The organism is Streptomyces sp. SCUT-3, from assembly GCF_014083985.1.
Classification (GTDB): domain Bacteria; phylum Actinomycetota; class Actinomycetes; order Streptomycetales; family Streptomycetaceae; genus Streptomyces_H; species Streptomyces_H thermolineatus.
In genome coordinates this window covers 5,895,694-5,922,665 of sequence record NZ_CP046907.1, presented here as the reverse complement: position 1 = coordinate 5,922,665, position 26,972 = coordinate 5,895,694, and the positions used below count along the sequence as shown (strand labels likewise).

Genomic DNA, 26,972 nt, shown 5'->3' with positions numbered 1-26,972 from the left:
GACCCGGTCTCTTCGAGCATGCCGCGTCGGCGGTGCAGCCCGGCGCTGGGCACTTTCCCGGCTCGGTGATCCCGTGGGGGGGTTCACGCGGGCACCGACGGCCTTTCTCGGCTGACGGTGTCGAGCAGTAGTTTCGCGGCCACTGCTGCTCCGTCGGTGCGGATGCCGTCGGCCACGGCCCGTGCCCGTGCGAGGGTCTCGGGGCCGAGGGCCGTCCCGAGTGCGGCTGACAGGGACTGGGGGGTCGGAGCCGAGCCGTCGTGTGCCGCACCGATGCCCAGGGCGGCCACCCGGCCGGCCCAGTAGGGCTGGTCCGCCGCCTGGGGCACTACCACCTGCGGCGCTCCGGCCCGGGCGGCCGTCGTCGTCGTGCCCGCGCCGCCGTGGTGCACGACGGCGGCCACCCTGCCGAACAGTGCCTGCTGGTTGACTTCGCCGACGACGAAACAGTCGTCCCGGTCGTCAATCAGAGCCAGTTCGGCCCAGCCGCGGCCGACGAGTGCGCGGCGGCCGTGCGCGCGGATCGCCTCGATGGACACCCGGGCGATGTCCGCGGAGACGCCGCGCATGCTGCCGTAGCCGACGAACACCGGAGGTGTGCCCGTGTCCAGGAACTCCAGCAGGTCGTCCGCCAACGGGCGTTCGTCCGGCAGGATCCACGCCCCGGTGTGCACGACGTCGAGCTCCGGGGTCTCCCGCCACGGACCCAGGACCGGGTCCGACGCCAGCCACGGCCGGTCGGTGAAGATGAAACCGTAGACGTCGTCCACCGGCGGCAGACCGACCGAGGCCCGGTGGGCGTTGAGCGCCCCGCCGTGCAGCGCGTTGAAGGTCCGGGCGTTCAGGTCCCACAGCGCCCGGTTGTCGGTCACCTCCGGCGGGAACGACTGACCCGCCAGCAGCGCGGGGGGCGCTTGGTGCGGCGACCGCAGCAGGAACGGGCAGAAGGTCGCGTACACGTAGGGGATACCGAGTTTCCCGGCCGCCGACCGCGAGGAGAAGTGAGCGAGACCGGTCGCCAGCAGGACGTCGCATCCCTCGGCGGCTGCGGCGACCGTGCCGAACTGCGCGGCCAGCTCGGTCACACGCCGGGAGGCCGCCGATTCTGTCGACGGCGCCGTCATCGTGCCCATCGGCCTGCCGACCGCCACCAGTTCCACGCCGACCCTGGCCAGCAGCCGGGCGAAGACCTCGTCCGGCGGCGCACAGACCCTCACCTGCGCGCCGAGTTCCCGTAACCGCACCGCCAGCGCCACCAGCGGTTCGACATCCCCGCGCGACCCATACGTCGACAACAACACACGCACTACGCGACTCCCGTTTCTGCAGGTACTGGCCTCGGTCGGCGATTCTGCGGCCTGACGGGGGCCTTGCCGCAAGCCCCCCGGTGCGCTGTACGTTGAGCACGGCAAGGAGTGGGAACCTCCTTGCCTTTGGCTTTTGCCGTCCGCGGTGAACGGACGGCCTCCCGATGAAGCGACGGCGTGCAGCGCAGGACGGCACGTCGGGCGCCCAGGGTGCCGGGCTCGGCGCTCGGCCTTCGGCAGCAGCGGCTCGATCACCGCCCACAGCTAGTCGTCGACTTCCCACGGCTTCGGCCGCGCCACCCCACACCCCCGGATCGTCGGTTCCGGAGTGATCCAACCACCTCGAAGATCATTCCGTCAGGAGTTCTCAGTCCGCTGAAAGCGGGCTGTCCAGAACGACTGCGAGGCGGTGATCACGGTACGCACCGCAGGATGGTCCCAGGGCAGTGTGATCAGGAAGCCAGCGCGGCCGTCACACGGGCGAGCCGCTCCGTCGGCAGGGCGAAGTTGTTGGTGGGGTTGCGGTATGAGTAGTGGCCGTCGTTGACCCGTTGTCCATCGTTGGTTGTGGTCCAGTGGGCGGGACCACAGGGACCCTGGTCTTCCAGCAGGATGGCAGCGAGTTGTTCGGGGTTCTCGACTGCGGTGCGGGCGCGTAGCGCGGCTGCAAGACGCTCGGCTGCCGCGTCGGGCACGGCCAAGTCTCCGAACGCGGGCAACAGAAGAAGCAGCCGGCTGTCAGGGTCGGTGGTGGAGCCACCGGGCAGGCTGTTGCCTGCAGCTGCTGTCAACTCGAGCCAGGACAGGCCGGGGCCCATGAAGTGGCCGTCGTTGCGGGCGAGAAGTTCGGCACGGTCCCAGTCGGGGTGGTGCAGGAGGTAGTCGGTGCCCGCGTCGCCCTTGAGGTTGCGGTGGACGATGTGCAGACGGCCGACGGCCACGGGGACGGTGAAGGTCGGCCAGTCCGGGCGCCCGGACAACTGGCGATGGAAGTCCTCCGCGGATTTGTAGTCCGCACCGAACAAGAGCTCCTCGGCCTCCTCGCTGTGCAGCACGCAGGGGTAGAGGTGTCCCAACCAGAACAAGGGCTCGTCGAGAAGCTCTGGAAGGTGGACAAGCGGGCCGCCCGGGTAGCCCGGGATCTGGTCCAGGTGCGTCTCTGCGCTGTTTGTCACGGGTTCATCATGCCGGTGGCCCATGTGTTCACTGCAGGTGGGAGGCCACGGGAGACTCAGCCTCCGTGATTCGGAACGTCATCGTGGCTGAGCCTGTTCTCTTTGCGGGACAACCTCTAGCTTCTTCGAGTTGGCCACCGATCGGGTGATTGCGACTGAGCGCTTCAGTGTCGAGCGGGCGGCTGCAGCGTCCGGTGCCAGCAGCTTGGTGAGCCGGGACAAGGGTCTACTCGAGCTTGCCGGCCTGAACGCCAACCCGGCGGCAAGGCCGGTGAGCGACGATCAAGCTGTTGTCAGCCGCTGGCTCTAAGGTCCGCCCTATGACATCAGACCTGGTCCAGGACTCATGGAATCGCATCAACGCGTGGCTGCGCGAGCACGCGCCCCGCACTTTTGCCACGCTTCGGCCGCCCGCAGGAGACGAGGAGATCGCAGCAGCGCAACAGGAACTGGGGGTCACCTTTCCTCCGGACCTGGTCGCTTCACTCCAACGGCACAACGGGGCGCTGGAGGGACCTGAAGCTTTCCGGTTCAGCACGGGCGATCGGCTGCTCGGAGTGAGCGGAATCCTCGGGGACACCGGGTTCATGCGCGGCATCGACCAGGGCCTCGACGGGGAGACCGGGGGCTACTGGCTTCACGATTACGTGAAGTTCGGTTCTTACGACGTGACGTCGGACGGTCTTCTGATGGATTGCCGTACTGGGCGGGACTCCTTCGGCGCGATCGGGCGGTTCTTCGACGAGACCGGCACCAGTTTCGGAGAGGCCGACTCGCTGGGTGAGTATCTGGCCGAACTGGCCGGCACGCTTGAGCGCGGCCAGGACGCCGGTGTCGTCACCTTCAACGGCCGGCTGTTCTGGGAGGCGCGTCCGCCTGCCAGGCCGCAGTACAGTGCCGACGAGCCCCTTCCCGCACCGGATGAGCAGCTGCCAGAGCTGGACCTCTCCTACAGTCCCACCGACCTCCTCCACGTGAGCAACCTGGACGGACATGAGGAACTCGGTGCACTGATCGCGACCCTGCCGTATGAGCAGGTGGTCGAGGCCGCGCGGAAGCAGTTGCGCAGACTGGCGGTCGAAACGGGCCTGAACAACTACCCGGAGGTCAAGGCAGCCCTGGACGCGTGGGAGTGCGGTGTGGCCCTGCCGCAGCCTGACCAGACCGGCCCGCTCGCCTTGCGACTCCGCGCGGTGCTCGCACAGGCCGACACCGGCCGAGACCGCACGCGCAGGTGGGCTGCGGAGCAGATAGCCCTCGGGATCTGGGGGTCCCCGTACAGGTCTGTGTGCGAGAGCGCGGAGACCCGGAGTCACTTCACTCTCGACTGGCGTGCGGATCTGCATGCGGACCTGGGCCATCCGCCACTGCCACCGATACCGGACGACCGATTTTGGGGGGCGCTGCGCAACCCCGCCATCGACTCCAGTTGGTACGCGGCCCAGTACAGCCAAGATCAGGACTGACTGAACCGCTCCGGGCCTGATGGAGGCTCGATTCCCTGAGAGGATCGAGTCATGGCCCGTCCGTCCCCTTACCCTGTCGAGCTTCGCGAGCGTGCGGTGCGCATGGTCGCGGAGATCCGCTCCAACTACCCGACCGAATGGGCGGCGATGAAAGCAGTGGCCGCGAAGCTGGGCATCGGTGCCGCCGAGACCGTGCGGACGTGGGTCCGCAAAGCGGAGGTCGACACTGGCCGGCCCCCGGGTGTCACCTCGGAGGAGGCCGCGGAGATCAAGCGGCTGAAGGCCGAGAACGCCGAGCTGCGCCGAGCCAACGAGATCCTCAAGGCAGCCTCGGCTTTCTTCGCGGCCGAGCTCGACCGGCCGTCGAAGCGCTCGTAGCGTTCATCGACGCCCACCGGCAGGTGTTCGGAGTCGAGCCGATCTGCACAGTCCTGACCAGCCACGGACTGAAGATCGCGACGAGCACCTACTACGCCGCCAAGAACCGCACCCCCAGCGCCAGGGCGGTCCGCGACGCGGAGCTGAAGACGCAGATCAGTCGCGTCCACGCGGACAACTTCGGTGTCTACGGAGTGCGGAAAGTCTGGCGGCAGCTGCACCGCGAGGGCATCCCGGTGGCCCGCTGCACGGTCGCCCGGCTGATGCGCGACCTCGGCCTTGAGGGCGTCCGACGCGGAAAGAAAGTCCGTACCACCGTCCGGGACGACGGCCACGAACGAGCCACTGACCTGCTGCGGCGCGACTTCACCGCTTCTCGCCCCAATGAGCGGTGAAGTCGCAGACTTCACCTATGTCGCGACCTGGTCCGGCATCGTCTACGTCGCCTTCGTCGTGGACGTGTTCTCCCGGGCGATCGTCGGCTGGTCGGCCGCCAACAGCAAGCGGGCCAAGCTCGTTCTCGACGCCCTCCACATGGCCCTGTGGCGCCGAGACCGGGCCGGCATTCCCACAGGCCCCGGGCTCATTCATCACTCGGACGCGGGCAGTCAATACACGTCTTTCGCGTTCACCGCCCACCTCATCGAGGCCGGCATCGACGCCTCGATCGGCACCGTCGGTGATGCCCTGGACAACGCGCTCATGGAGTCCCAGATCGGCCTTTACAAAATGGAGCTGATCAAGCCCCGCAGGCCCTGGTACGGCCTCGCCGACGTCGAACTCGCCACCGCGGAATGGGTCGACTGGTTCAACAACCAGCGCCTCCACACCGCCATCGGCGACATCCCGCCCCACGAGCACGAGACCAACCACTACGCTCAGCACCAGCCCCAACCGGCGGCTGGAGTCAACGCATAGAGCCTCCACCGATCCCGGAGCGGTTCAGGATGCCTTGTAACGGTTGCCAGGGTTGTCCGCATTAGGCTGCCTGGATGGTCAGGGGCCTCAGATCTCATGGGGGCCGGGCGGTGCTGTTCGTCTGCAGCAACTTTGGGCTGTCGGACTTGCCGCGGCGCGGCCTCACCCCGCAGGAGGCACCCCTGGCGGCACTGCTCCTCGATATCGAGGCAGAGCTGTCCGTCTGGGAGCAGGGGCGAAAGGCGTGGTCCGAGGAGGCGTTCCCCGTGGCCGAGTTGGCGTACCACCTGGCGCTCTGGCTCCAGAGCCCAACTGCCGGCCATGAGGACTTCGAGCTCGACTCGATGCAGGCGGAGGAAAGGCTGATCCGTATCGTGAGCTCCGATGGGGGCTGGCGGATGGGCTCCATCTTCACACCGGACCTCTGGACCTCACCCGTCGCCTGGGATGTTCTCGTCGCGGAGATCAAGCAGTTCGATCGCTCCGTGCGCGAGGGCGTTACCGCGATGGGTGTTGACCCCGCCATCATCCCGGAGCCCTGACATTGCTCCGGCCTGGCCGTGCAGGTGAAATGATCATGATGCGACTGGCGTGATCACGGCGTTGGCCCCGTCCTGGACAGCCCAGTTCGTTGACCGCCGATTGAAGGGCGACAGCGTCCACCATGCGATGAGCGGCACCGTTCGCTTGCACAACCTCACCCTCACCGAACGGACAAGCGGGCAAAAACTGGCTGGTCACGCCCCTGTTCGCCCGAAAACCCTTTTACGGAACAAGCCTCAGTGGGATTCGTCCGCGCGACAGGGGGCCGGCCTGCGGAACGGAAGACCTCGGTGGGCCGGTACTGGCGGATCACTGGTACCGGCCCACTGCCTACCGGCGGTTCAGTCCCGTGCGGCGAACTCCACGAACGCGGCCCACTCCTCCGGGGAGAAGGAGAGCACCGGCCCCGCCGTGTCCTTCGAATCCCGGACACGGACGGTGGAGGAATCAGCGGCTACCTCTATGCACTCGCCACCCGCACCGCCGCTGTAGCTGCTCTTGAACCAGGCCGACTCCGCCCCATGGACCGCGGATTCCTCGATGTTCATCGTTCTCCCAGCAACTTCTCGATGAGGACGAGTGACTCCCGGGGAGTGAGAGCCTGCGCCCGGATGATTCCATACCGGAGAGCAATCCCACGGACTTCTTCCCGCCTCGTGACCAGAGTGCTACGTCCTTGCCCTTCAAGGTAGGCGAGTTGCTCTCCGTCGCTGGGAGTCACCAAGGTGAACGGCCCGTCCACTCCGGCGTTGTCCTCCCGGTCCGTAGGCATGACCTGGACCTCGACATTGCGCCGCCGAGCCGCCTCCAACACCTGTTCCAGCTGGCCTTTCAGGACCTGCCTTCCGCCGAACGGTCGCTTCAGAACCACCTCTTCGATCACGAAGCTCAGGAACGGGACTGCTCGCCGGGAGAAGAGCTCTTGGCGCGCCAGGCGAGCGGCCACCCGCTGCTCCACCGTCGCCTCGTCCAACTGGGGACGCCACATCTGAAAGACCGCTCGCGCGTACTCCTCGGTCTGCAGCAGACCGGGAACAGCTTGGCCGGCGTACGCGTGCAGCTCCACGGCTTCCGTCTCGATTCGCGCGTAATCCCGAAAGAAGGCCGGGTAACGCGCCCGTGCCACTTCCTCCTTCATCGCGGACAGCACGCCGCCGGCGCCCAGTACCTCGTCCGCCCGATCGACGAACTCCGGCTTCGGGATACGGCGGGCCTGCTCCACCGCAGCGACCATGTCCTCCCCGTACCCCACCCGGGCCCCCAACTGGCCCTGTGTCCATCCGGCCCGCTCCCGGAAGAGCTTCACCTGCCGGCCGAAACACCTCAGGAAGGCCCCCGAGCCGTCCCCCTCCGGCTGGTCGGGGCGTCCCGCACCCGCCACAGCTCCACCTCCGTCGCATCCCGGCCGCGCTCCCTCGCACGGCCTCCCCCACGACCAACGACCTCACCCGCCGAGAACACACGCCCCACAACCCCGACAACCCGGCGTGCGCCCCCTACAACCATCACCCGCACCCCCGCCCCGATACGGTCGCAGGCCGACTCCGACGCCCCGGACGGGTGCCCGGCCGCCGTCCCAGGAAGCTGAGGGGGCTCCAGGGCAAACCCTGCGCCTGCGAAACGGAATCATGATCTCCATGTGCGCGTGTCGTCACGATTACGCACGGACGGGATTCCAGCGGTCTCCTCGCTGCGTCATCTCTGGACCAGACGTCATCTCAATTGATGATCGAGCCGCCTGTGAGAGTCAGCGGTCAGGCGCAGACGCGGTGGACTTGACCGTGCTGTGAGACTTGCAGCATGAACAGGGGGCGTGAGTCACGGTGGGAAAAGGACGCAATGACGGTGGAAATCGTTTTTGCCCTGGTGACTGCCGCCGCGCTGGCCGGGGTGATCTTTGTTGTCGCCTGGACTCTCGTCCAGGTCGTCGACCTCTCTGGTCCAGCGGAGAAGGACGTGTTGGCGGGGGGCGCACTGCTCGGAGCAGTGGCCGGACTGTGGCGTCTGGTACGGGTGTTGCTTCGGTTCGACAAGCAGCGCCGAATGGGCCGCTGACTACGGCCCTTCCCCTTGCGGTCGGTAGCCTTCCGGCGTGGGGATCGTTGAGCGGCTGGTGCCGGACGAGTTGTGGCAGTTGTTCCAGCGCGTGGTGCCGGAAGCGCCGTCGCGGCCGCAAGGTGGTGGCCGGCGTCGCCACGCGGGCAGGTCACGCCACTGCACCCCGGTCCGCACCCGGTACAAGATCCCGTCGATCACCTGCCGGTGATCCCGCCACCGACCGCAACGGCCGTTGCCGACCGGCAGAAACGGCCGAAGCCATTCCCATCCCATGTCCGTCAAATCACCCCGCCCCATGCCTGCATCAGCGATTCGGGCACGAAGCAGTCACATGATCGCCCGGACAAGTCCTAACGAGCTGACCCGTTATCGATGACCAGCCGTTACGGGGTAGTCCGCAAGCTTGTACGCAGGTCGAGGGCTCACCTACCGCCCGACTTGATCCATGGCCATTTGACTGTACAGACCACGACGGGCGCGACAAACATGGCCAGCAGCCACAGGCCCACGCTCGCTGGAGAGTGGATGTGGTAGCGCCACTGCTCCGGCAGGGGCGACGGCGCGAGCAGGAGCACGATCAGCGCTGCCCATGTCACCAGCACAGCTGCTGCCATGCGTGCTGCGGCCACCCCTGTCTACCCCCTCGACGGTCACTCGTCTCTTTGGATCGGATGACAGGACGGCTGGGACGATTTGGTTGGGGCTGGTGTGATCACGGCGTCGGAGCCGTCCTGGACAGCCCCGTTCACCGGGCTCAACTGCCTGATCGACCGCCGATGTCCGCGGCCAGCGCCGCGTAGATGTACTCGCTGCCCCAGCGATCCCCGTCGAGGTCGTTCTCGACCAGGTGCGCCTCCCGACGCATCCCGAGGCGCTCACAAACCCGCACAGACCCGGTGTTCTCCACATCCAGCCGTGCGTAGAGCCGGTGCACGCCCAGCCTGTCGAAGGCAAACCCGGCCAGCGCTGCGGCCGCCTCGGTCGCATAGCCGTGCCCCTGGTGACGTGGGTCGAGGGTCCAGCCGATCTCGGCCTGGGCGGCGCGGGCGTCGGCCAGGGTGAGCGTCACCTCGCCAAGTAGGCCGGGCTCATCGCGTCGGCACACTGCAAGCGCCAGCTTGTCCCCGTCGGCGCACCAGACCGAGTGCGCCGCGCGCTCGGCCGCAACCTGTTCGCTGCGCTCCCGCGTGTGCGCCGGCCGGTACAAGTAGCGCGCCACGCTCGGCAGGCTCTGGTAGGCGTACAGGTCGTCGGCGTCGTCGGGAGTGAACAGACGCAGCGACAATCGGGGCGTGGTCATCGGCAGCAGCGAGGCGATGTCCATGCGAACCTCCGGGACGCGGATTTGGATCAAGATGCGGACGGATTGTCGCACCACGACTGACGGGCAGCCACGCCTTTTCAACAGCAGCGCCCGACAGCCCCGCTCCACTACGAGGCGCGGCATTCCTGGAGTTGTTCACCGGCCCACGCTCCTGGCCGCGAGAAGACCGAGGGCCACATGTTCAAGGCTGCCGGAGGCAAGTGATTCCCGGCCCGGGGCCGCCCCCCACCCTCCCCCGCGTCGCACCGGGCCGGCGGGAGGGCGCACGGCTGTTCGGCCGCAGCACGGCCTTCAGGAGTCCGCACAGCCCCCGATGCTCAAACGGTGGTCGTTCCCGTTCACTAACGGATCCGCCGTGCCCTACGGGGTGCCGTGGTCGTCGAGGAAGCGAAGCAGCACAGCGGCCTCCGCCCGGAGCCGCGCGACTCGGTCGGCGTGGACGGGTGCGGTCAACTGCTCCGCGGCTTCGAGCCGTTCGGCGACCTCGGCCCGCACGATGTCCACCACGCCGCACTCGCTCAGTTCACGTCGCGCCATCTCGGTGGCACCGGCGCCGACCGGTGACTGTTCGAGGGCCGAGCCGCGCGCCCCGGCTTCGCCCACCGGCACCGCTTCCGCGTTGTCCAGTGCGGCGAGCGTCGAGCGCAGGGCGCTCACCGCGGCCTTGTCGCGGGCGCGCATCGCTTCCGGGAGGGCCTGACGCATACGAGTACGTAGGGACATGCCAGGACCTTATGGCCGTGCTTTCGGCCCCACAAAGGAATATCCCCCACCGCTCACCCATGACGGGCCGCACCGGGAAGCCCTCCGGCGAATCCCCCGTCGGGGACCCCGGCCGGAACGCACGGCGGGCCGGTACCGGCAGCCTGCCGGTACCGGCCCGCCGACTGCCGTCGGTTCAGCCCCGCGCGGCGAACTCCACGAACGCGGCCCACTCCTCCGGGGAGAAGGAGAGCACCGGCCCCGCCTTGTCCTTCGAGTCCCGGACACGGACGGCGCCGGGCCCGGCGGCCACCTCGACGCACTCGCCGCCCGCACCGCTGCTGTAGCTGCTCTTGAACCAGGTGAGCCCCGACTCCGCTTTGAACGGTTCCTCGACGTTCATACCGCTCCCAACAGCTCCTCGATGGGCGCCAACGACTCCCAGGGGGTGAGAGCCTGAGCTCGAATGATGCCGTACCGCGCCTCCAACGGGCGTACCGATGCGCGTTCGGTGAGCAGGCGGCTGTCCTCCTGCACCTCCACGTACGCGATTCGCTGCTGCGTCTTCGTCTCGATCAACGTCAGGGGGCCGCCCAGCCCGGCGTGCTCCTCCCGTCCGGTGGGCATGACCTGGATCTCCACGTTGCGTTCCCGCCCGGCCTGCAGGATCTTTTCCAACTGCCCGCGCAGAACCGCGGCTCCACCGATGGGGCGCTGGAGGACGACCTCTTCGACGACGAAGCTCACCAGTGGAGCAGGCCGGCGGGTGAAGACGTCCTGCCGCGCAAGCCGCGCCGCCACACGCCGTTCCAGCGTTTCCTCGTCCAGTCGCGGACGCCACATCGCGAAGACCGCCCGCGCATACTCCTCGGTCTGGAGAAGACCGGGCACGACATGGTTGGCGTAGACGTGCACCTCGACCGCTTCTTCCTCCAGACGCGCGGCGTCCCGGAAGAACGCCGGGTAGCGGGCCCGGGCCACTTCCTCCTTCATCGCGGACAGCACTCCGCCGGCGCCCAGGGCCTCGTCCGCCCGGTCGACGAACTCCGGCTTCGGGATACGGCGGGCCTGCTCCACCGCCGAGACCATGTCCTCCCCATAGCCCATCCGTGCACCCAGCTGGCCCTGCGTCCACCCGGCGCGCTCCCGGAAGAGCTTCACCTGCCGGCCGAAACACCTCAGGAAGGCCCCCGAGCCGTCCCCCTCCGGCTGATCGGGTCGTCCCGCACCCGCCACAGCCCTTCACCTCCGTCGCATCCCGACCGCGCTCCCTCGCACGGCCTCCCCCACGACTAACGACCTCACCCACCGAGAACACACGCCCCACGCGCCCTACACCCCCGACAAACCGCCCCGCGCAGCCCTACAACCATTACCCGTGCGAGAGGGCGCAGGACGTCCACCGGCCCGTCCGGCCGTTCCGCGCCATCCGCTGCCCGGAGGCCGCCGGCGGCAGAGCTGCGGAAAACGGAGGGGCGCAGAGACGGAGTTGACGCGGACACGCTCTCCTATCATCAGTCGAATGATCGTCAACTGGTTTACTCACAGATCGCGTTCGCTGAGACCGGTCCTGCTGCTCGTCCTCTCGCTGCTGCTCACGGTGGTGGTCGTGCCGCGCGCGTCGGCCGCCACCGCGGGCTGCGACGAGTACGGGAACTACGAGACCTGCTTCATCTACGGCGAGACCGAGAACACCCTGCTCGTCTCCAAGATCAAGGGCAAGATCGACGCGACCGCCGACGCGGCGGCGGCCGGGGAGACGGGCAACTACGTACGGGTCGCCCTCTACGACTGGGACGTCGACGGCGGCGGGCTGTCCCTGGCCAGTTCCCTGGTGAACGCCGCGAGGAGCGGTGTGAGCGTCCGCCTGGTCGTCGGCACCGCCGAGGCCGGCATCAAGACGGAACTCGCCAAGGCCGACATCGACATCACCTACTGCGCCGACGCCTGCATGACCGCCGGCTCCGGCGCGATGCACAACAAGTTCTTCCTGATCAAGAAGGGCGCCACGAAGCTGGTCCTGCAGTCGTCCAGCAACCTGGGCGCGACGCAGGCCCAGCACGCGCAGAACATGCTGATCGTCCGGGACGACGACGCCCTGTTCTCGGCGTACGTCAACTACTGGCGCCGCCTGTACGCCAAGAGCTGGACCTACGACGGCGTCACCTGGAGCACGGACGCATCGCGGACCATCGACGGCAGCAACGACCTGTCCAAGGCGTACTTCTACCCGCAGCCCTCCAGCACACGGGTGGCCGACGTCCTGGGCAACGTCAGCGCGTGCGCGGACGGCAACGACCGCGTCTGGATGGAGGCCAGTCTGCTCGACTCCAGCTCCTACTCCGACGGCATCGTCGCCCAGCTGAACCGGCTGGAAGCGCTCGGCTGCGACGTCAAGGTCGTCGTGCAGAAGGGGGCCGGCTGGGACGCCCTGGTGGCCGGCGGCATCGACCCCACCAACGTCAGTTGCGACGGCTGGAACCACAACAAGCTGCTCCTGCTCGACGCGAAGTACGCCGGCGAGTGGCGCAAGGCCGTGTTCGTCGGTTCCTACAACCTCACCGAGAACTCGGCGACCCGCGCCAACGACGCGATGCTGCGCATCGTCGACGGGTGGGTCACCAACCGGTACATCGACCAGTTCCGGCAGCTGTGGACGAACCCCCGCACCTGTGACTGAGGTCGGGTGAACCACCCGTCTCCCCCGAGGAACACGCGGCACCCCACCGTGTGAGCTCACCGGTCTCACCCCGAAGCCCCCGGAGCCCCCGGAGCCCACGGAGCCCCCCGGCCGGAACGCACGACGGTCCGGTACCGGCAGTCCACCGGTACCGGACCACCGCCTGCCGTCGGTTCGGCCCCGCGCGGCGCGCGGGCTTCTCCGCGCCGACGGCTCGGGCCGGGCGTCCAGGCACATGAGTCGGCCGTCCGGAATGTGCTTGTCCGTCGTTCCGGCACCGCACTACCTTGCCGGATGTGGATCTCTTCTCACGCTCGTGGACGGCGCTGCGCACGGCGGTCGCCGAACTGCCGGACGAGGACTTCGCGCAGCCGTCCGGCTGTACCGGCTGGCTCGTACGGGACCTGGCGTGCCACTTGGTCGTCGACTCGCAGGACGTCCTGATCACCCTCGTGACCCCCGCCGAGGCGGAACCGACCCGCGACGCGGTGACCTACTGGGAGGTCACCGGGACGCCGCCGGCCGGTGACGACCCGCTCGACGCGCTGACCGTCCGGCTGGCCGCCGCCTACCGGGAGCCGCGGCTGCTCAAGTTCCACCTGGACGACGTCGGCTCCGCCGCCGGCCGCGCCGCCGAACTCGCCGACCCGGGCCTTCGGGTCGCCACCCGCGGGGAGGTCCTCACCGCGGGCGACTACCTCTCCGCGTACGTCCTGGAGTGGACGCTGCACCACCTCGACCTGGTCGCGCACCTCCCGAACGTGGCGGGACCGCCCGCGGAGGGGCTTGCCCGGTCGCGCGAGATGCTGGAGAGGATCGCCCGGGCCGCGTTCCCCGCCTCGTTCTCCGACGAGGCGGCGTTGCTGGTCGGCACCGGACGGCGCGCCCCGACCGCCGCCGAGAAGGCCGAACTGGGCGGGCCGGGCGGGCTGGCCGCGAGGCTCCCGTTCGTCCTCGGGTGACCCTCCGACCGAACGGGGCCCTCGGGCCGCGCAGGGCCGACACCGGTGACGACGGGCACTGGATCCGGCGGGGCCGGAGCCTCCCCGGCACCGCGCACGGGAACGGCCGCGGGCCCCGGGCGGATGCCGGGGCCCGCGGCCGCGGGAGGGGGTGCGGGCGGGGGTGCGGTCAGGCGGCGACGACGTTGTCCTTCACGCGCATCCGCTGCCCGAGGAAGCCGCCGAGGGCGGTGATCAGCGACAGCCCCATCAGGAGCAGGGCCGCGGGCCAGGAGGCGCCGCCGCCGACGTCCAGCAGGGCGGTGGCCGCGAACGGCAGGAAGCCGGTGAGGGCGCCCGCGAGGTTGTAGGCCAGGGCCACGCCGCTGTAGCGCAGGCGGGCCGGGAACAGCTCGGCCAGCAGGGCGCCGGAGACTGCGTAGGCGACGGACAGGAAGGCGATGCCGAGGGCCATGGCCAGGACGACCAGGACGGGGTTCCTGGTGTCGACCATCCAGAAGACCGGGAAGGCGAGCGCGGCGGTGGCCAGGCCGCCCCAGAGGGTCACGCGTCCCGCGCCGAGGCGCTCCGCCATCCGTCCGACGACCAGGATCACCGCGATCTCGACGACCGCCGCGACCAGGGTGCCGTTGACCATCAGGGTGCGGGACAGCCCCAGGGTGTCGGCACCGTAGCTGATCATGAAGGTGGTCAGTATGTAGAAGCCGCCGACGCCCAGCACCGCCGACGCCATGGCGACCAGCAGCCTGCCCCAGGCCGTGCGGAAGACCTCCAGGGCGGGGACCTTGGCGCGCTCGTCCTGCTTGAGCATCTCGTCGAACAGCGGCGACTCCTCCACCCTGCGGCGGATGTAGACCGCGACGATCAGCAGCGGGAAGGCGAGGAGGAAGGGGATGCGCCAGCCCCAGGCGTCGAAGGACTCGGACGGCAGCAGGAGGACCAGGGCGAAGACGCCGGAGGACATCAGGGTGCCGACGGGCGAGCCGACCTGCGGCAGGGCCGCGTACCGCTCGCGCCGGCCTGGCGGGGCGTGCTCGACGGCCAGGGTGACCGCGCCGCCCCACTCCCCGCCGACCGCGATGCCCTGCAGCAGGCGCAGCAGCACCAGCAGCAGCGGCGCGGCCACGCCGATGGCCTCGTAGCCGGGCAGCAGGCCGATCAGTCCGGTGGCCGCGCCGATCATCACCACGGTGATCAGCAGCGCGGGGCGGCGGCCTATGCGGTCGCCGAGCCAGCCGAAGATCAGCGCTCCGACCGGGCGGGCGGCGAAGCCGACGCCGAAGGTGGCGAAGGCGGCGAGGGTGGCCGCGGCCGGGTCCAGGGTGGTGAAGTACAGGCGGTTGAAGACGATGGCCGCGGCGGTGCCGAACAGGAAGTAGTCGTACCACTCCAGCGCCGTGCCGACGAAGGCGGCGAAGGCGACGCGCCCCGCGTCCTGGCCGGTGACCACGACCGCGGAACCCGGCGGGGCGGCGGCGGTGGCCTGGTCGTTCTTGCTCATCCGTGTCTCCTTGCGTGCGGCCGCGGGGATCCGGCCGTGGGGAGGGGACCTGTCACTGCTGTGACGTCCCCCAGGGTGCCGGAGCCGTGGACGCACTCGCCCTCCACGAAGGTGGCGAGGACGTCCAGGGCCCCGATCCGACCGCTGCCGACGGTGACGGGGTCGTCGGACAGCAGGACGAAGTCGGCGTACTTGCCCGGCGTGATGCTGCCGCGGCGGTGCTCGTCGTGGCTGGCCCAGGCCGCGTCGACCGTGTAGGCGCGCAGGGCCTGCTCGGCGCTCACCCGCTCGTCGGGGGCGAGGACGACGCCGTCGCGGCTGAGGCGCTCGACCATGGACTGCATGCCGAGCAGCGGGGCGCCCGGGGCGACCGGCCGGTCGGAGCTGCCCGGGACGCGGACCCCCCGGTCCAGGAAGGACCGGTGGCGGTACATCCACCGGGTGCGCTCGGGCCCGAGGCTGCGGGCCATGCCGTCGCCGACGGCGTGCAGGAACCGCGGCTGGGGCACCGGTACCGCGCCGAGCTCGGCGTAGCGGTCGAGCTGGTCGGGGCGGACGACCCCGGAGTGCTCGACGCGGTGCCGCACGTCGGCCCGCGGGGCGAGGCGCTGGGCCTCGGCGAAGGCGTCCAGCGCCAGGTCGACGGCGCTGTCGCCGATGGCGTGGGCGGCCACCCGCCAGCCGGCGCGATGGGCGTCGACCACCAGGCGGCGCATGCGCCCCGGGTCGTCCTGGAGGACGGCGCCGCCGTGGGCGTGCCCGCAGAAGGGCTCGGAGACCGCCGCGGTGCGGCCGATCAGGGAGCCGTCCAGCCAGATCTTCATCGGGCCGATCCGCAGCCGGTCGTCGCCGAAGCCGGTGCGCAGCCCAAGGTCGATGCCGGTGGCGATGGCGTCGTCGGCGTGGGCGCGCAGGGGGTGCATGTTGTCCGCGGCGACCATCAGCTCGACCCGGTTGAGCAGGGTGCCGCGTTCGCGGGCCAGCTGGTAGGCGGCGGCCTCGACGGGGCTGCGGCCGATCAGGCCGAGGCCGATGCCGGCCTCGACGACGTGAGTGAGCCCCTCGGCGGCGTAGACGGCGCTGGCCCGGCCCAGGGCGTCGGCCAGGCCGTCCACCGGGTAGGGCATGACCAGGGCGGTGACCAGTTCCTGGGCGCGTTCCTGGAGGAGTCCGGTGGGGGCGCCGTCGGCGTCGCGCACCACGGCCCCGCCCTCGGGGGCGTCGGCGCGGCCGTCCAGCACCCCGGCGAGGTGCAGCACCCGGCTGCTGACCGTGCACATGTGGCCGGAGCGGTGCTTGAGCCACACCGCCCGCCCGCCCGCGGCCCGGTCCAGGCCGTGGCGGTGCGGGTGGGCGCCCAGGACGGTGTCGTCGTAGCCGGAGCCCACGATCCAGGCGTCGGCCGGCAGGGCGGCGGCCCGGCGTGCGACGGCGTCGTACACCTCCTCGACGGTGGCCGCAGGCTCCAGGTCGAGCTCGTCCAGGGACTGGCCGAACCACGCCATGTGGTTGTGGGCGTCGCCGAAGCCGGGGACGGCGACGGCGCCGCGGCAGTCCAGCACGGTGCGCGACGGCAGGCCCTCGACGTCCTCGTCGAGGCCGACGACGCGGCCGTGCAGGACGCCCAGGGTGCGGGCGTGCGGCCGGTCGTCGTCCACCGTGCGGATGCGGGCGTTGCGCAGTTTCAGGTCGAGCATGCGTCGGCTTTCGGGTGTGCGGGCGAGTGGGCGGGAGCGGTGGGAGGGGACGGGAGCGGCATCGCGGCCGGGCCGCGCGGCAGCCGCGGCCGGGCCGCGCGGCGGCGCGGCGGCGCGTTCAGGCCAGGTTCTGCAGCCGGGTCAGGGGCAGTTCGGCGGCGTGGTGGACGGGGACCGGCCGGCCGTCGACCAGCACCGCGTCGGGGGTGGTGGGCACCTGCACGTGCGGCACGGCGGTGTTGGCGACCATGTCGGCCCGGGTCAGGCCGCGGCTGTCGCGCAGCGCCGTGTAGCGCACCCCCCGGGGCAGGGCTCCGGCCGCGGCACTGTCGTCCAGGCACTCCCGGGAGACGAAGACCGTGGACAGCCTGCGCGGCGCCCCGCCCAGTCCGCCGAAGTAGGGCCGCATCACCCGCGGCTGGGTCAGCCGCGTGGAGCCGGACCCGGAGCCGGACAGGCCCCAGGCCACGAAGCCGGACTTCAGGACCAGTTCGGGCTGGGCGCCGAAGGTCGCCGGGCGCCACAGCACGATGTCGGCGAGGCGCCCGGGGCGCAGGGAGCCGACCTCGGCGGCCATGCCGTGGGCGACGGCCGGGTTCAGCGTGATCTTGGCGAGGTAGCGCAGCACCCGCGCGTTGTTGTCCGCGTCCGGGCCGGCCTCCCCGGCCAGGTGGGCCTGGACGTGGGCCAGCTGCCAGGTTCGGCGGGCGGTCTCGGCGATGCGGCCCATGCCCATGGAGTCGGAGTTGACGATGCTGATCGCGCCCAGGTCGTGCAGGGCGTTCTCCGCGGCAACGGCGTGCTCGCGCACCCGCCCGGCGGCGATCGAGAGGTCGCTGTCGAGGCCGTGGTGGCCGCGGTGGACGGTCAGCGTCATCGGCAGCAGCTCGGCGACGGTGGCCGGGGTCAGCGGCAGCGTCGGCGTGGTCGAGGAGGGCAGCACGTGCGGCTGGGAGACGATCTCCAGCAGGTCGGGGTGCCCGCCGCCGCCCTCGACGTGGTAGGCGTGCACGGTGCGGCAGCGGGTGGCCGAGAGGGTGTCGGCCAGGTAGCCGGACTCGTTGAGGGTGTCGGTGTGCAGGGCCACCGGCAGGTCGGCCTGCTCTGCCACGCCCAGGCAGGTGTCGACGATCCGGGGGGTGGCCCCCCAGTCCTCGTGGATCTTGAAGCCGCCGGCCCCGGCGAGGACCGCGCGTTCCAGCAGCTCCTGCGAGGAGGAGGAGCCGCGGGCCAGGAAGGCCACGTTGACCGGGGTGTCGCGCCAGCCCTCGATGAGGCTGTGCAGGTTGTGGGCGGGGTTGGCGCCCACGTCCCACACCCCGCCGATGCCCATGCCGACCAGCGAGGTCACGCCGGCCGCCAGGGCCGCGGGCACCACCTCGGGGCTGGACAGGTGGACGTGGGAGTCCACCACGCCCGGCGTGGCGATCATCCCCTCGCCGGTGACCATCGCGGTGTGGGAGTCGACGACCAGTTCCACCCCGTCGGCGGTGTGCGGGTTGCCCGCCCGGCCGATGCCGACGATCCGGCCGTCCTTGATGCCGATGTTGGTCTTGCGGACGCCGATCAGCGGGTCGATGACGACGACGCCGAGGACCACCATGTCCAGTGCGCTGTCGCGCGGGGCGCGGCCGGCCACCAGCAGTCCGTCGCGGGCGGTCTTGCCGCAGCCGCCCAGCATCTCCTCGCCGGGCTCGGTGTCGTCGGCCTCGACCCGCACCCACAGGTCGGTGTCGGCGAGCCGGATCCGGTCCCCGGTGGTCGGGCCGTACAGGGACGCGTACGCGCGCCGGGACATCCGGCTCATCGCTCTCCTCCTCGTGCCACCGCGGTGACGGTCCGGGGCTCGTCGGGGTCGAACCGCACCGACGTCCCCGCGGGGACGTCCAGCCGGTGCCCGCGGGCGGCCGCCCGGTCGAACTCCAGCACGGCGTTGGCCTCCTCCAGGGGGAAGTGGGAGGACACCCACACCGGTCGGCGGCCCCGGTTGACGACCCGCAGTTCGGTGCGGGGGCGGCCGGGGGCGAGCTCCACGTCCCCCTCGGCGACCAGCACCCCGCCGGGCCCGGCCGGGTCCGCGGGGCCGAACGGCTCGTCGACGTGCACCAGGGAGGATCCGTGCGGGAACAGCGCCTCGACCTGGATCGCGGGCACGGCCTCCGCGACGCCCGGCAGCAGCCGCTCCCGCGGGACGACGTCCCGGGCGAGTTCGACGACGGCCTCCAGAGGGGTGCCGTCCCAGGCCGCCTCCAGGATCTCGTCGCACACCAGGGCGACGGCCTCCGTCGCGCCGAGCAGCGCGCCGCGCGCCAGCCGGCGGCGGGCGAGCCCGGCCGCGGAGAAGAGGGTGAGCCTCTCCTGCTCGCGCGGGGTCAGGTGCATGGGAATCCCCCTCGGGAACGCGCACGGTCCGGTGACCGTGCGAGGGCATGCACACACCATGCCGGGTGGAGTGGCGGTGAACAATGACGAAATGCTCTCCCTCCGAGCCCCCACAATGTGCACATGCACACTCCGCCGGTCTCCGACACTCCCCGCCCCGCCCCGGCGGGCCCCTCCGACCCCGTCGACCCCACCGACCCCGCCGCCTCCGTCGTCCCCACCGACTCCACCGAGGCCGCCGACCCCGCCGCCCTCTCCGTGCCGCCCGCCCCCGCGGCGCCGGGCACGGGAGCGCCCGTTTCCCCGGAACTGCGCGCCCTGGTCCGCACCTGCCTCGACGACCTGGACACCCTCGTCGGGCGCTACCTCACCGAGGTCACCGCCCTGGAGGGCTACGACGGCACCACCGTCGCCCCCGACGACCTGCGCGAGACCGCCCGCGACTGCTTCGAGCTGCTCCTGCGCCTGATCGGCGGCCTGCCGCTGTCCGAGGAGCAGCGCGGGGTCCCCGAACGGCTCGGGCGCCGCCGGGCCCGCCAGGGCATGCCCCTCGAGCGGCTGCTGCAGGCGGTGCGCATGGACTTCCGCGTGCTGTGGACCGCGTTCCTGGAACGCACCGGACCGGCGGAGCTGACGCAGCTGACCCGGGGCGCGGTGCGGGTGTGGGAGGCCGTGGAGTTCCACACGGTGCACGTGCACGCCGCTTACCTGGACCAGGTCGCCGTGCTCGCCCGCGAGCAGGAGCGGGAGCGGACCGCGCTCATGGGCAGGCTGCTGTCCTCGGACGGCCGCGACCAGCAGCTCGTCGCCCAGGCCGCGACCCTGCTGCAGGTGGGCGCCCAGTCGGACTTCGCCGTCGCGGTGGCGCACCCCGACTCCCAGCAGAAGATGCGCCGGGCGGTCTCCGCGCGGCTGACGGGCCGGGTGTCCCACCTGCAGCAGCACAACGGCATGCTGGTGCTCGTGGTCCAACTGCCGCACGGGGCGCACGCCGTGCCGGAGCCGTGGCTGGACGGGGTGGCGTGCGCGGTCGGCCCGGTGGCGCGCGGCCTGTCCCGCGTCCCCGACGCCGTGCGGGTCGCCGAGGCGGTCGCGGCGACCATGGACGGCCGGGCGGACGGGCCGGTCCGCCCGGAGGACGCGTGGATGCCGGTGGCCGCCGCCCGACTGGGCCCGTTCGCCGACGTCCTGGCCGACTCCGTGCTCGCCGGGCTGGAACCCCTGGCACCGCACGACCGGGAACGCCTGGTGGAGACCGTCACCGCCTACTGCGCGACCGGGTCGATCACCGAGACCACCCGCACGCTGTACTGCCACCGCAACACGGTGCTCAAGCGGCTGGGCCGGTTCGCCGAACTCACCGGCTACCACCCCGTCAGGCCCGCGGAGGCCGCCACCGTCCTGTTCGCCCTGGAGTGCGCCCGCAGCCGGCCCGCCTGAGAAGGTGCCGGGCGGCCGGGAGCCGGGGCCACCGGGCCCGCCGGGCCCGCCGGGGTCGCCGGGGTCGCCGTCATCCCCCGAGCAGCGCCTCGGCGACCGCGGTCTGCTGCTCGTCGAGCGCGGTGGCCCCGTCCTCGATGTCCCAGAGCGCGTCCTGCAGGACGCGGGCGAGGGTCCACGCGGCGGCGCGGCGGCGGTCGAGTCCCGCCACCTCGGTCATGAGGTCGAAGCGGCGGCGCACCGCCCGGGGGACGTCCGCGGCGCCGGCGACGTCGTCCCAGCGGTTGCGCAGGGCGGGCAGCAGTTCGAACCCGGGGTCGCCGGCGAGGGGCTTGGGGTCGATGGCGACCCAGTCGGCCCGCCCCTGCACCGGCGTCCCGGGGAGCGGGGCGAGGACGTTGGCGTAGTGGAGGTCCCAGTGCAGGAGGCGGTCGCCGGGTTCGTCCATCACCTCCCTCGTCGCGGCGGCGCAGGCGGCGAGCAGGCGCCGGTCGGCCGGGTCCGCCAGGCGGTCCGCGCTGCCGGGCGACCGGTCGAGCATGTCCTGTGCGATGTCGGCCAGCCCCGGCAGACCGGGAGGAGCCGGGGACGCGGTCAGCCGGGCGAGGAGTTCCGACAGGACGCGCAGGGCCCGCATGCCGTCCGGCACCGTCTCCAGCGTCCGGGAAGCGTCGAGGCGTTCCAGGAGCATGGTCCCGGTGGCGGGGTCGTGGTCGAGGAGGCCGACGGCGAGGCGGTTGCCCCACGTGCGCAGGGCGGCGGGCTCGCCGCGGGTCTCCTCGTCGACGGGCTGGAGCTTGAGGACGGCGGGGGTGCCGTCCGGCCGCAGGACCGGGAGGACCAGCGCCACGGCACCGTGCATGGCAGGGCCGTCCGGGCGCAGGTCCCAGCGGTCCAGAAACCGCTCGGCCAGATCGGGCAGCGCCTCGGCCCAGGCCCGCCGGCCGTCCTCGGCCAGCGAGGCGGCCAGCGCTGCGGGCACCTGGAGCCGGCGGCGTGTTCGGTCGGCGGTCATCGCATCCTTCCCGATGGCGTGCGGCGGGCCCGTGCCACGCCCCACGACCCCGCCCGGTACGGGACGGAGACGCCGGACGGGCCGCGCGCCGCAGGGCGCGCGCACCGCCCCCGGGCCGTGCGGTTCGGGTCCCCCGGAGTCCCCGGAAATCCTACGGAGCACCGGGCCGCCCGGGTCAACGCGGCCGCCCCCCGGCCGGGGGCGGGGTGCGGAGGCCACGCTGCGGACGGTGCTCGGCCACACCGGCGCGGACGGAACCATCGCCGACGAAGGGGCGCGCGAGCAGCTCGGCAAGGTCCTCGCGCTGCCGGCGGCGTCCCACGACCGCGCCTCGGAGACCGACCGGGCACAGGTTCCGTCCGGCGGCCCGCGGCCGGGGATCCGGCAGGGCCTCTCCCCCCTCTCCTCGGCGGGGCCCCGGCCCGCCCGTACGCACGGTTCACACCATCGAGTCAGTGGTACTCCGAACGGCCCTGCCCGTCCCCCGTTCGGAAGGCGGTTTCCCCCGTGCGGGGGGAAGTTGAGGGAGACCGCTCCCGCCCCTGAAGCGGCGGGACGCAGGAACGGAGTACGAGCATGACCACTCAGCACACTCAGCTGCCCCCCGGCGTCGTCGAGATCACCGGCAGCGAGTGCCCTCCGGGAACCCTCGGCATGTGGCGCGACTACAGGCGTCAGGGCCCGGCCTACGGAGTCGGCGCGGGGTACGACGTCGACCTCTCCCGGCTGCCCGTGGGCAGCAGCAGCATGGCCAGGAACGTGTCCTCCTGGGTCAACATGACGCAGAGCGACGCGAAGCTGATCAGCCGCACGAAGACCCGGGTCCTGCGGGCCGGCGAGAGCATGGAAGAGCCCTCGCAGGAGAACGACACAGTGGAGAGGATCGAGTGGGTGATGTGATCCCGCCCGCTCCACGGGCCGCGCCGCGAGCGGCACCCGGCCCCCGCACCGACCGCGGGTCACCGGCAGCGGCACCCTCCCGCACCGGCCTCTGACCCCCGGACCTCCCGTGCGACCACGCCGCACTCGGCCCGGCCCGGCCGGACCGGCGAAACGGCACAACGCACACGGCGGCCCCCGGCACCTCTCTCTTGGGTTCAAGGGGTCGTCGCAACACCACTTGGTTTCAGGTGGTGAGTAGATCACGTAGACGCTCGGCTGGGGTGTCCCAGCCGAGCGTCTTGCGTGGGCGGCCGTTGAGTTCCTGGGCGACGTGTTCGAGGTCTTCGGGACTGTGGACGCTCAGGTCGGTGCCCTTGGGGAAGTACTGGCGCAGGAGTCCGTTGGTGTTCTCGTTCGAGCCGCGTTGCCAGGGCGAGGCCGGGTCGCAGAAGTGGACGGGCATGCCGGTGGCCATGCTGAACTGCTGGTGGCGTGCCATCTCGCTGCCCTGGTCCCAGGTGAGGGAGCCGCGCAGGTGGGCGGGCAGGGACCCCAGTGGCCACGTGGACACTCTGGGTGTCCAGGACCACCAGGGTCGGGTCCTCTGATTGCCGGGCGCGTTCACGGATCTGGCCGCACAGGAGCTCGTGAATGACCTGGGCGGTTCCGTCGTCCCGCCAGGCTGCGAAGTAGCAATACGTCGCGCTCTTGGGCGGCAGGTCGCGCGGGAGACAAGCCCACTGCTCGTCCGACGATTCACTCGGATACGGCTTCCGTTCACTCACCCGGCCAGCCCATCGAACTACACCCCCCGGCCCGGAAGAAACCGCCCCCTCTGCACCATCAGGTGATAACGGAATCGCCCATATCTCATAATCGCCCGCTCGGGGTCGAGCCTCCAACAGGCCCGGGCTGCTTCACTCCGGTGAGCCAGAGGATCGTGACCGTTCCCTGAGTCATGATGTGCCCATGATGCGTCGAGGGCGGGCCGGGGGAGTCTCGGCAGTGGTGTTAAGCGTTGCGGTGTGCTTGGTCGGCCTGTGGTGGACGGTGGATGCGCTGCCGCAGACCAAGGGGGAGAAGCCCGACCCGGCGGGGGTGCTTGCCCTCCTGCCCAGCCTGGTGGGTGTGGTCCTCGGGGGATGGGGAGCGTGGGCGGGAATCCAGGCCCTGCAGAACCAGCACACGGCCTCGGTGATCGCGGAGGAACTCGCCGGACTGGTGGCGCGGGTGGAGGGCGCGCAGTACCGGCAGTTGCTCGGCAGTGGACGGGCAGCGCCGGACGGGCGGATCGACCTCGCTTTCACGGTCACGGCCACAGGGATGAGCAGTCCGCGCGCCGACGGAACGTTGGAGGGGGTCGCCGACTACTACCGGGGCCTGCGGCCCGGGCGGGTGGTCATCACCGGTACGCCGTCCGAGGGCCGGGACGGGCAGAGCGGCGGTGACGCGGGAACAGGCAAAACCGTGCTTGCCCTGTCCCTGATTCTGGGCTTGGCCAAGGAACGTTCCCCGCAGGAGCCGGTGCCGGTACGACTGACCGCGGCATCCTGGCCCGGCAGCGACATACGTGACTGGCTACGGACACACCTGACCGACGTCTACCGTCTTCCCCGCCGCGAAGCCGCCCGCCTGGTGGACGCCAATCTCGTTCTGCCGGTCATCGACGGTCTGGACGAAATGGACCCGGGCACGACCCCCGGCTACACCTCACGCGCCGCCGCCCTCCTTCGCTGCGTCGAACGGTTCGAGCACGGTGGCGAACACTGCCCGGTCGTCGTGACCTGCCGGCACGCCCACTATCAGGCCCTGGTGGAAGCAGGAACGGAACCCCGAATCGTGGCACACATTGCCGTGGCCCGCGTCGACGCCTCCCGCGCTCACCGCTACTTGTCCCAACGCGTCGCCGGCACGGAGCGGGGTCGAGCCCGCTGGCAGCCGGTTCTCTCCGCCCTGGACACGGTGACGGCGGGTCCGGCCGGCACCGTTCAGCCGGAACACACCCTGCTGGCCGAGACACTGGACACACCCTGGCGCCTGACCCTGGCCGCCACCGTCTTCGAGGAACGCACCGCCGACGGGGGATACCTGCGTGACCCCGGTGATCTCCTCGTGCTGGCCCTCGGCGGGCATCTTTACGAGTACCTCTTGGACCGGTACATCGGCGCCGCGGTGGCCGCACGCCACTGGGGATCGGACGGCACCCCCCGGCCGTCGGGCACTGACACCGCCGACGCCGTCTGGCGCCGCTTGGCCTTCCTCGCCCGCTACCTCAATGACAACAGCGGCCCTCAAGACGGCCCACCCCGATGCGTCGCAGGGCATGCGCTGAGCAGCACCGACCTGGTTCTCCACGAACTGTGGCCCTTGGGCGGGAAGCATCGGACACGGTGGACCGAACGTGTTCTGGCCGTGGCGGCGCCACTCCTACTGGTCAGTCCTGCCGGGCTTCTGGTGCCGGGTGACGACTTCGAACTGGTGGTGCTATGGGCGTTCCTCCTCTGTTTCACGGTGCTCTACCGTCCAGCATGGCCGAAGCCATGGCGGATCGACCTTGGCCGCCTTCGCACCCCTACCGGCCGACGCGCTCTCGCACTGGGTTCCACGGTCGGTTTCTCGATCGGTTTCCTGATCTTCTTCGGCCTGTTCTACAGCATCTTCGGCCTCTTCTACGAGACGGATGAGGCCAGTGCCCCGCGGCTGCTCCAGGACAGCCTCGTGGTGGGCCTGGGGTTCGGGCTCGCGACAGGGCTCGCGGTCGGTCTCGCGCGCGGACTCATGAGTAAACAGGAGCAAGCGGGAGTCCTTCCCCATCACCTCATCCGCATGGACCTCACGGCTGCAGTCGTGTTCGGACCCGTGACAGCGGTCGCGGCCACGTTCTTGTCCGGGCTCGTAAGCCTGCTCGCGTTCAACACCATTTACGGAACCAGTTTTGGGGATCTTCCCTTTTTGACGGTGTCCTTTTTCGGGTTAATGATCGGGGCGTTCATTTTTGGTATCCCTGTCGCAGGCGGCTCGGCAGCCCTGCGGTATTTCGCGCTCCTCCTGTACACACGCAGGAAACTGCCGTGGCGGCTGGGGCGCTTCCTCGACGTCTGCTACGAACTGGGCATCCTGCGCGTGTCCGGGACCGCATGGCAGTTCCGCCATCGTGAACTCCAGGACCACCTCGCCACCCACCCCGTGCCACCACCCCGCTCATGAAGAGCGTTCCGACGCGGGGCCGGCGTGGGTTCACTGTCGACCCAGAACCATGCAAAGACCCACAAGCCTCCCTCTGATGTCCACGCCCGGGACGTTGGCCGGCAGTCGCGACCGCCGCGGTACTCCCGGGGCGCGGCGCGCAGCGCCCATTGCTTTGCCGGATACGGCGTCAACTGCCGTTATAGGGTGCGAGGACTGCACGACTTCGAAACAGATGGGGGATGCCATGGGGCTCTTCGGGGACGCACACACCGTCGATCCGGTCGCGGCGCAGCAGGACTACGCGCGGCTGCTGGGGCAGGACGAACAGGTGCACGCCGCTTACCTGTTGGTGCGCGACACCATGCTCTTCACCGACCGGCGCCTCATCCTCGTCGACAAGCAGGGGATCACGGGCAAGAAGGTGGAGTACCACTCCCTTCCCTACAAGAGCATCACGCACTTCTCGGTGGAGACCGCCGGCACCTTCGACCTGGAGGCGGAGCTCAACATCTGGATCTCCGGCAACCCCGTTCCGGTACGGAAGACCTTCACCAAGAGCGTCGACATCTACGAGGTCCAGGCGGTCCTGGCGCAGTTCGTGGCGAAGTAGCCGTTCCGGCGCCGGCGGCAGGGGCAGGGCGGGCCCGCTCCGCCCCTCCCCCGGCGCCGGCCCGCCACTCCCCCTGCCCCGGCCCGGTGCTCCCGGGCGAACGCCCCGCAGTGCACGGCCCCGTCGCCGCGGGTCCGTGGCGGATTGCGCCGGACCGCTGCGGCGGGGCCCTTCGGCGGGGCACCATCGTCGGCGTGCACAAGGACCCGGAACAGACCACGGCGGCCGCCGAACGCGTCGGCCCGCCCCTGCGCGGGGGCGAGCGCGAGACGCTGCGCGCCTTCCTCGAATACCACCGCGCCACCCTCGCCATGAAGTGCGACGGCCTCTCCGACGAGGAACTGCGCCGCCGCTCCATGCCGCCCTCGACGCTCTCCCTGCTGGGCCTGGTGCGGCACATGGCCGAGGTGGAGCGCGCGTGGTTCCGCCGCGTGATCAACGGGGAGGACGTTCCGCTGGTGTGGTCGGACGAGGGCGACTACCAGGCGGCGTACGACGCGTCCTCGTCCACCCGTTCGGAGGCTTTCGACGCCTGGCGGGGGGAGGTGGAGCACGCGCGCAGGATCGAGCGGGAGGCCGAGTCGCTCGACGTGACCGGCCACCAGCCCCGGTGGGGCGAGGACGTCTCGCTGCGGCTGGTGATGCTCCACCTGATCCACGAGTACGCCCGGCACAACGGACACGCCGATTTCCTGCGCGAGGGCATCGACGGGACGGTCGGGGCCTGACCCGCACGCAGCCCG

General features: G+C 70.8%; 24 protein-coding genes and 5 pseudogenes. 12 read left to right on the top strand and 17 right to left on the bottom strand.

Annotated elements, in window-relative coordinates:
* Nucleotides 1-83: 83 nt before the first annotated feature.
* Together GQS52_RS26175 and GQS52_RS26170 are read right to left on the bottom strand one after the other, a co-directional pair.
* Nucleotides 84-1,307: a glycosyltransferase gene (locus GQS52_RS26175; RefSeq protein ID WP_182316010.1), complete on the bottom strand. Its 1,224-nt coding sequence runs from the start codon at nt 1,305-1,307 to the stop codon at nt 84-86.
* Nucleotides 1,308-1,759: 452 nt separating this feature from the next.
* Entirely contained in the window at nt 1,760-2,482 is a 723-nt protein-coding gene (locus GQS52_RS26170) for a hypothetical protein (protein ID WP_220472808.1), read from the bottom strand.
* 320 nt (nt 2,483-2,802) lie between these two features.
* Here GQS52_RS26170 and GQS52_RS26165 point away from each other — a divergent pair, with 320 nt between their 5' ends.
* The 3 genes and pseudogenes from GQS52_RS26165 (at nt 2,803) to GQS52_RS26155 (ending at nt 5,786) form a co-directional block, all read left to right on the top strand.
* Nucleotides 2,803-3,948 (top strand): SMI1/KNR4 family protein, encoded by a 1,146-nt coding sequence (locus tag GQS52_RS26165; protein ID WP_182316008.1) that lies wholly within the window; start codon nt 2,803-2,805, stop codon nt 3,946-3,948.
* 51 nt (nt 3,949-3,999) lie between these two features.
* Nucleotides 4,000-5,244: pseudogene (locus GQS52_RS26160) on the top strand (IS3 family transposase).
* A 74-nt stretch (nt 5,245-5,318) separates the two neighbouring features.
* The gene (locus GQS52_RS26155; RefSeq protein WP_259370992.1) at nt 5,319-5,786 is read left to right on the top strand and encodes a hypothetical protein; all 468 of its coding nucleotides are present in this window, start codon (nt 5,319-5,321) and stop codon (nt 5,784-5,786) included.
* Nucleotides 5,787-6,128: 342 nt separating this feature from the next.
* Here GQS52_RS26155 and GQS52_RS26150 read toward each other — a convergent pair whose 3' ends face one another.
* Complete coding sequence (locus GQS52_RS26150) at nt 6,129-6,335, bottom strand: DUF397 domain-containing protein (RefSeq protein WP_182316007.1); 207 nt, start codon at nt 6,333-6,335, stop codon at nt 6,129-6,131.
* The gene (locus GQS52_RS26145; RefSeq protein ID WP_259371205.1) at nt 6,332-7,114 is read right to left on the bottom strand and encodes a helix-turn-helix transcriptional regulator; all 783 of its coding nucleotides are present in this window, start codon (nt 7,112-7,114) and stop codon (nt 6,332-6,334) included. The genes GQS52_RS26150 and GQS52_RS26145 overlap by 4 nt, the downstream gene beginning before the upstream one ends.
* A gap of 473 nt (nt 7,115-7,587) precedes the next feature.
* Here GQS52_RS26145 and GQS52_RS26140 point away from each other — a divergent pair, with 473 nt between their 5' ends.
* Both GQS52_RS26140 and GQS52_RS26135 read left to right on the top strand, forming a co-directional pair.
* Complete coding sequence (locus GQS52_RS26140; RefSeq protein ID WP_182316005.1) at nt 7,588-7,842, top strand: DUF6332 family protein; 255 nt, start codon at nt 7,588-7,590, stop codon at nt 7,840-7,842.
* 37 nt (nt 7,843-7,879) lie between these two features.
* Nucleotides 7,880-7,981 (top strand): annotated as a pseudogene (locus GQS52_RS26135) (IS5/IS1182 family transposase); the annotation flags it as partial.
* Nucleotides 7,982-7,986: 5 nt separating this feature from the next.
* Here GQS52_RS26135 and GQS52_RS26130 read toward each other — a convergent pair.
* From GQS52_RS26130 to GQS52_RS26105, 6 genes and pseudogenes are all read right to left on the bottom strand, one after another.
* Nucleotides 7,987-8,142, bottom strand: a pseudogene (locus tag GQS52_RS26130) (transposase); the annotation flags it as partial.
* A 125-nt stretch (nt 8,143-8,267) separates the two neighbouring features.
* Nucleotides 8,268-8,474 carry a hypothetical protein gene (locus GQS52_RS26125; protein WP_259370991.1) on the bottom strand — a complete coding sequence of 69 codons (207 nt, stop codon included), beginning with the start codon at nt 8,472-8,474 and terminating at the stop codon, nt 8,268-8,270.
* A 125-nt stretch (nt 8,475-8,599) separates the two neighbouring features.
* A complete protein-coding gene (locus GQS52_RS26120) occupies nt 8,600-9,169 on the bottom strand; it encodes a GNAT family N-acetyltransferase (RefSeq protein ID WP_182316004.1) in 570 nt (189 codons plus the stop codon).
* 360 nt (nt 9,170-9,529) lie between these two features.
* A complete protein-coding gene (locus GQS52_RS26115; RefSeq protein ID WP_182316741.1) occupies nt 9,530-9,850 on the bottom strand; it encodes a hypothetical protein in 321 nt (106 codons plus the stop codon).
* Between the two features lie 217 nt (nt 9,851-10,067).
* The gene (locus GQS52_RS26110; RefSeq protein WP_182316003.1) at nt 10,068-10,274 is read right to left on the bottom strand and encodes a DUF397 domain-containing protein; all 207 of its coding nucleotides are present in this window, start codon (nt 10,272-10,274) and stop codon (nt 10,068-10,070) included.
* On the bottom strand, nt 10,271-11,053 hold the full coding sequence (locus GQS52_RS26105; protein ID WP_259371204.1) for a helix-turn-helix transcriptional regulator: 783 nt from the start codon (nt 11,051-11,053) through the stop codon (nt 10,271-10,273). Before GQS52_RS26105 ends, GQS52_RS26110 begins: the two co-directional genes overlap by 4 nt.
* 340 nt (nt 11,054-11,393) lie before the next feature.
* On the opposite strand from GQS52_RS26105, the gene GQS52_RS26100 reads away from it, so the two are divergent.
* Together GQS52_RS26100 and GQS52_RS26095 are read left to right on the top strand one after the other, a co-directional pair.
* Nucleotides 11,394-12,551, top strand: a complete 1,158-nt coding sequence (locus GQS52_RS26100; RefSeq protein ID WP_182316001.1) for a phospholipase D-like domain-containing protein — start codon at nt 11,394-11,396, stop codon at nt 12,549-12,551.
* A 296-nt stretch (nt 12,552-12,847) separates the two neighbouring features.
* Complete coding sequence (locus GQS52_RS26095) at nt 12,848-13,513, top strand: maleylpyruvate isomerase N-terminal domain-containing protein (protein ID WP_182316000.1); 666 nt, start codon at nt 12,848-12,850, stop codon at nt 13,511-13,513.
* Nucleotides 13,514-13,682: 169 nt separating this feature from the next.
* Here the strand turns inward: GQS52_RS26095 and GQS52_RS26090 are convergent, their stop codons facing one another.
* The 4 genes from GQS52_RS26090 to GQS52_RS26075 form a co-directional block, all read right to left on the bottom strand.
* Nucleotides 13,683-15,014: an MFS transporter gene (locus tag GQS52_RS26090; protein ID WP_182315999.1), complete on the bottom strand. Its 1,332-nt coding sequence runs from the start codon at nt 15,012-15,014 to the stop codon at nt 13,683-13,685.
* On the bottom strand, nt 15,011-16,711 hold the full coding sequence (locus GQS52_RS26085; protein WP_182315998.1) for an amidohydrolase: 1,701 nt from the start codon (nt 16,709-16,711) through the stop codon (nt 15,011-15,013). Before GQS52_RS26085 ends, GQS52_RS26090 begins: the two co-directional genes overlap by 4 nt.
* Before the next feature lie 118 nt (nt 16,712-16,829).
* Nucleotides 16,830-18,518 carry an urease subunit alpha gene (locus tag GQS52_RS26080; protein WP_182315997.1) on the bottom strand — a complete coding sequence of 563 codons (1,689 nt, stop codon included), beginning with the start codon at nt 18,516-18,518 and terminating at the stop codon, nt 16,830-16,832.
* Entirely contained in the window at nt 18,515-19,093 is a 579-nt protein-coding gene (locus tag GQS52_RS26075) for an urease subunit gamma (RefSeq protein ID WP_182315996.1), read from the bottom strand. The genes GQS52_RS26080 and GQS52_RS26075 overlap by 4 nt, the downstream gene beginning before the upstream one ends.
* A 123-nt stretch (nt 19,094-19,216) precedes the next feature.
* Between GQS52_RS26075 and GQS52_RS26070 the strand changes: the two genes are divergently transcribed.
* Nucleotides 19,217-20,533: a helix-turn-helix domain-containing protein gene (locus tag GQS52_RS26070; protein ID WP_182315995.1), complete on the top strand. Its 1,317-nt coding sequence runs from the start codon at nt 19,217-19,219 to the stop codon at nt 20,531-20,533.
* A 70-nt stretch (nt 20,534-20,603) separates the two neighbouring features.
* Here the strand turns inward: GQS52_RS26070 and GQS52_RS26065 are convergent, their stop codons facing one another.
* The gene (locus GQS52_RS26065) at nt 20,604-21,548 is read right to left on the bottom strand and encodes an aminoglycoside phosphotransferase family protein (protein ID WP_182315994.1); all 945 of its coding nucleotides are present in this window, start codon (nt 21,546-21,548) and stop codon (nt 20,604-20,606) included.
* Between the two features lie 576 nt (nt 21,549-22,124).
* Here GQS52_RS26065 and GQS52_RS26060 point away from each other — a divergent pair.
* A complete protein-coding gene (locus GQS52_RS26060; protein WP_182315993.1) occupies nt 22,125-22,448 on the top strand; it encodes a hypothetical protein in 324 nt (107 codons plus the stop codon).
* A gap of 226 nt (nt 22,449-22,674) precedes the next feature.
* On the opposite strand, the pseudogene GQS52_RS26055 reads toward GQS52_RS26060, so the two are convergent.
* Together GQS52_RS26055 and GQS52_RS28490 are read right to left on the bottom strand one after the other, a co-directional pair.
* Nucleotides 22,675-22,977 (bottom strand): annotated as a pseudogene (locus GQS52_RS26055) (IS30 family transposase); the annotation flags it as partial.
* Nucleotides 22,973-23,215 (bottom strand): annotated as a pseudogene (locus tag GQS52_RS28490) (IS5/IS1182 family transposase); the annotation flags it as partial. The pseudogenes GQS52_RS26055 and GQS52_RS28490, both read right to left, overlap by 5 nt.
* A 220-nt stretch (nt 23,216-23,435) precedes the next feature.
* Here GQS52_RS28490 and GQS52_RS26050 point away from each other — a divergent pair.
* From GQS52_RS26050 to GQS52_RS26040, 3 genes are all read left to right on the top strand, one after another.
* Nucleotides 23,436-25,637, top strand: a complete 2,202-nt coding sequence (locus tag GQS52_RS26050; protein ID WP_182315992.1) for an NACHT domain-containing protein — start codon at nt 23,436-23,438, stop codon at nt 25,635-25,637.
* A gap of 226 nt (nt 25,638-25,863) precedes the next feature.
* On the top strand, nt 25,864-26,229 hold the full coding sequence (locus GQS52_RS26045; RefSeq protein ID WP_182316740.1) for a PH domain-containing protein: 366 nt from the start codon (nt 25,864-25,866) through the stop codon (nt 26,227-26,229).
* Nucleotides 26,230-26,423: 194 nt separating this feature from the next.
* Nucleotides 26,424-26,957 (top strand): DinB family protein, encoded by a 534-nt coding sequence (locus GQS52_RS26040; protein ID WP_182315991.1) that lies wholly within the window; start codon nt 26,424-26,426, stop codon nt 26,955-26,957.
* Nucleotides 26,958-26,972 lie beyond the last annotated feature (15 nt).

What these genes read in the sequence shown, in the direction of transcription:
- GQS52_RS26165 (WP_182316008.1), top strand. Translation starts at nt 2,803, where the DNA reads ATGACATCAGACCTGGTCCAGGACTCATGGAATCGCATCAACGCGTGG.
- GQS52_RS26155 (WP_259370992.1), top strand. Translation starts at nt 5,319, where the DNA reads ATGGTCAGGGGCCTCAGATCTCATGGGGGCCGGGCGGTGCTGTTCGTC.
- GQS52_RS26150 (WP_182316007.1), bottom strand. Translation starts at nt 6,335, where the DNA reads ATGAACATCGAGGAATCCGCGGTCCATGGGGCGGAGTCGGCCTGGTTC.
- GQS52_RS26140 (WP_182316005.1), top strand. Translation starts at nt 7,588, where the DNA reads ATGAACAGGGGGCGTGAGTCACGGTGGGAAAAGGACGCAATGACGGTG.
- GQS52_RS26120 (WP_182316004.1), bottom strand. Translation starts at nt 9,169, where the DNA reads ATGGACATCGCCTCGCTGCTGCCGATGACCACGCCCCGATTGTCGCTG.
- GQS52_RS26115 (WP_182316741.1), bottom strand. Translation starts at nt 9,850, where the DNA reads ATGCGCGCCCGCGACAAGGCCGCGGTGAGCGCCCTGCGCTCGACGCTC.
- GQS52_RS26110 (WP_182316003.1), bottom strand. Translation starts at nt 10,274, where the DNA reads ATGAACGTCGAGGAACCGTTCAAAGCGGAGTCGGGGCTCACCTGGTTC.
- GQS52_RS26100 (WP_182316001.1), top strand. Translation starts at nt 11,394, where the DNA reads ATGATCGTCAACTGGTTTACTCACAGATCGCGTTCGCTGAGACCGGTC.
- GQS52_RS26090 (WP_182315999.1), bottom strand. Translation starts at nt 15,014, where the DNA reads ATGAGCAAGAACGACCAGGCCACCGCCGCCGCCCCGCCGGGTTCCGCG.
- GQS52_RS26085 (WP_182315998.1), bottom strand. Translation starts at nt 16,711, where the DNA reads ATGCTCGACCTGAAACTGCGCAACGCCCGCATCCGCACGGTGGACGAC.
- GQS52_RS26080 (WP_182315997.1), bottom strand. Translation starts at nt 18,518, where the DNA reads ATGAGCCGGATGTCCCGGCGCGCGTACGCGTCCCTGTACGGCCCGACC.
- GQS52_RS26075 (WP_182315996.1), bottom strand. Translation starts at nt 19,093, where the DNA reads ATGCACCTGACCCCGCGCGAGCAGGAGAGGCTCACCCTCTTCTCCGCG.
- GQS52_RS26070 (WP_182315995.1), top strand. Translation starts at nt 19,217, where the DNA reads ATGCACACTCCGCCGGTCTCCGACACTCCCCGCCCCGCCCCGGCGGGC.
- GQS52_RS26065 (WP_182315994.1), bottom strand. Translation starts at nt 21,548, where the DNA reads ATGACCGCCGACCGAACACGCCGCCGGCTCCAGGTGCCCGCAGCGCTG.
- GQS52_RS26060 (WP_182315993.1), top strand. Translation starts at nt 22,125, where the DNA reads ATGACCACTCAGCACACTCAGCTGCCCCCCGGCGTCGTCGAGATCACC.
- GQS52_RS26045 (WP_182316740.1), top strand. Translation starts at nt 25,864, where the DNA reads ATGGGGCTCTTCGGGGACGCACACACCGTCGATCCGGTCGCGGCGCAG.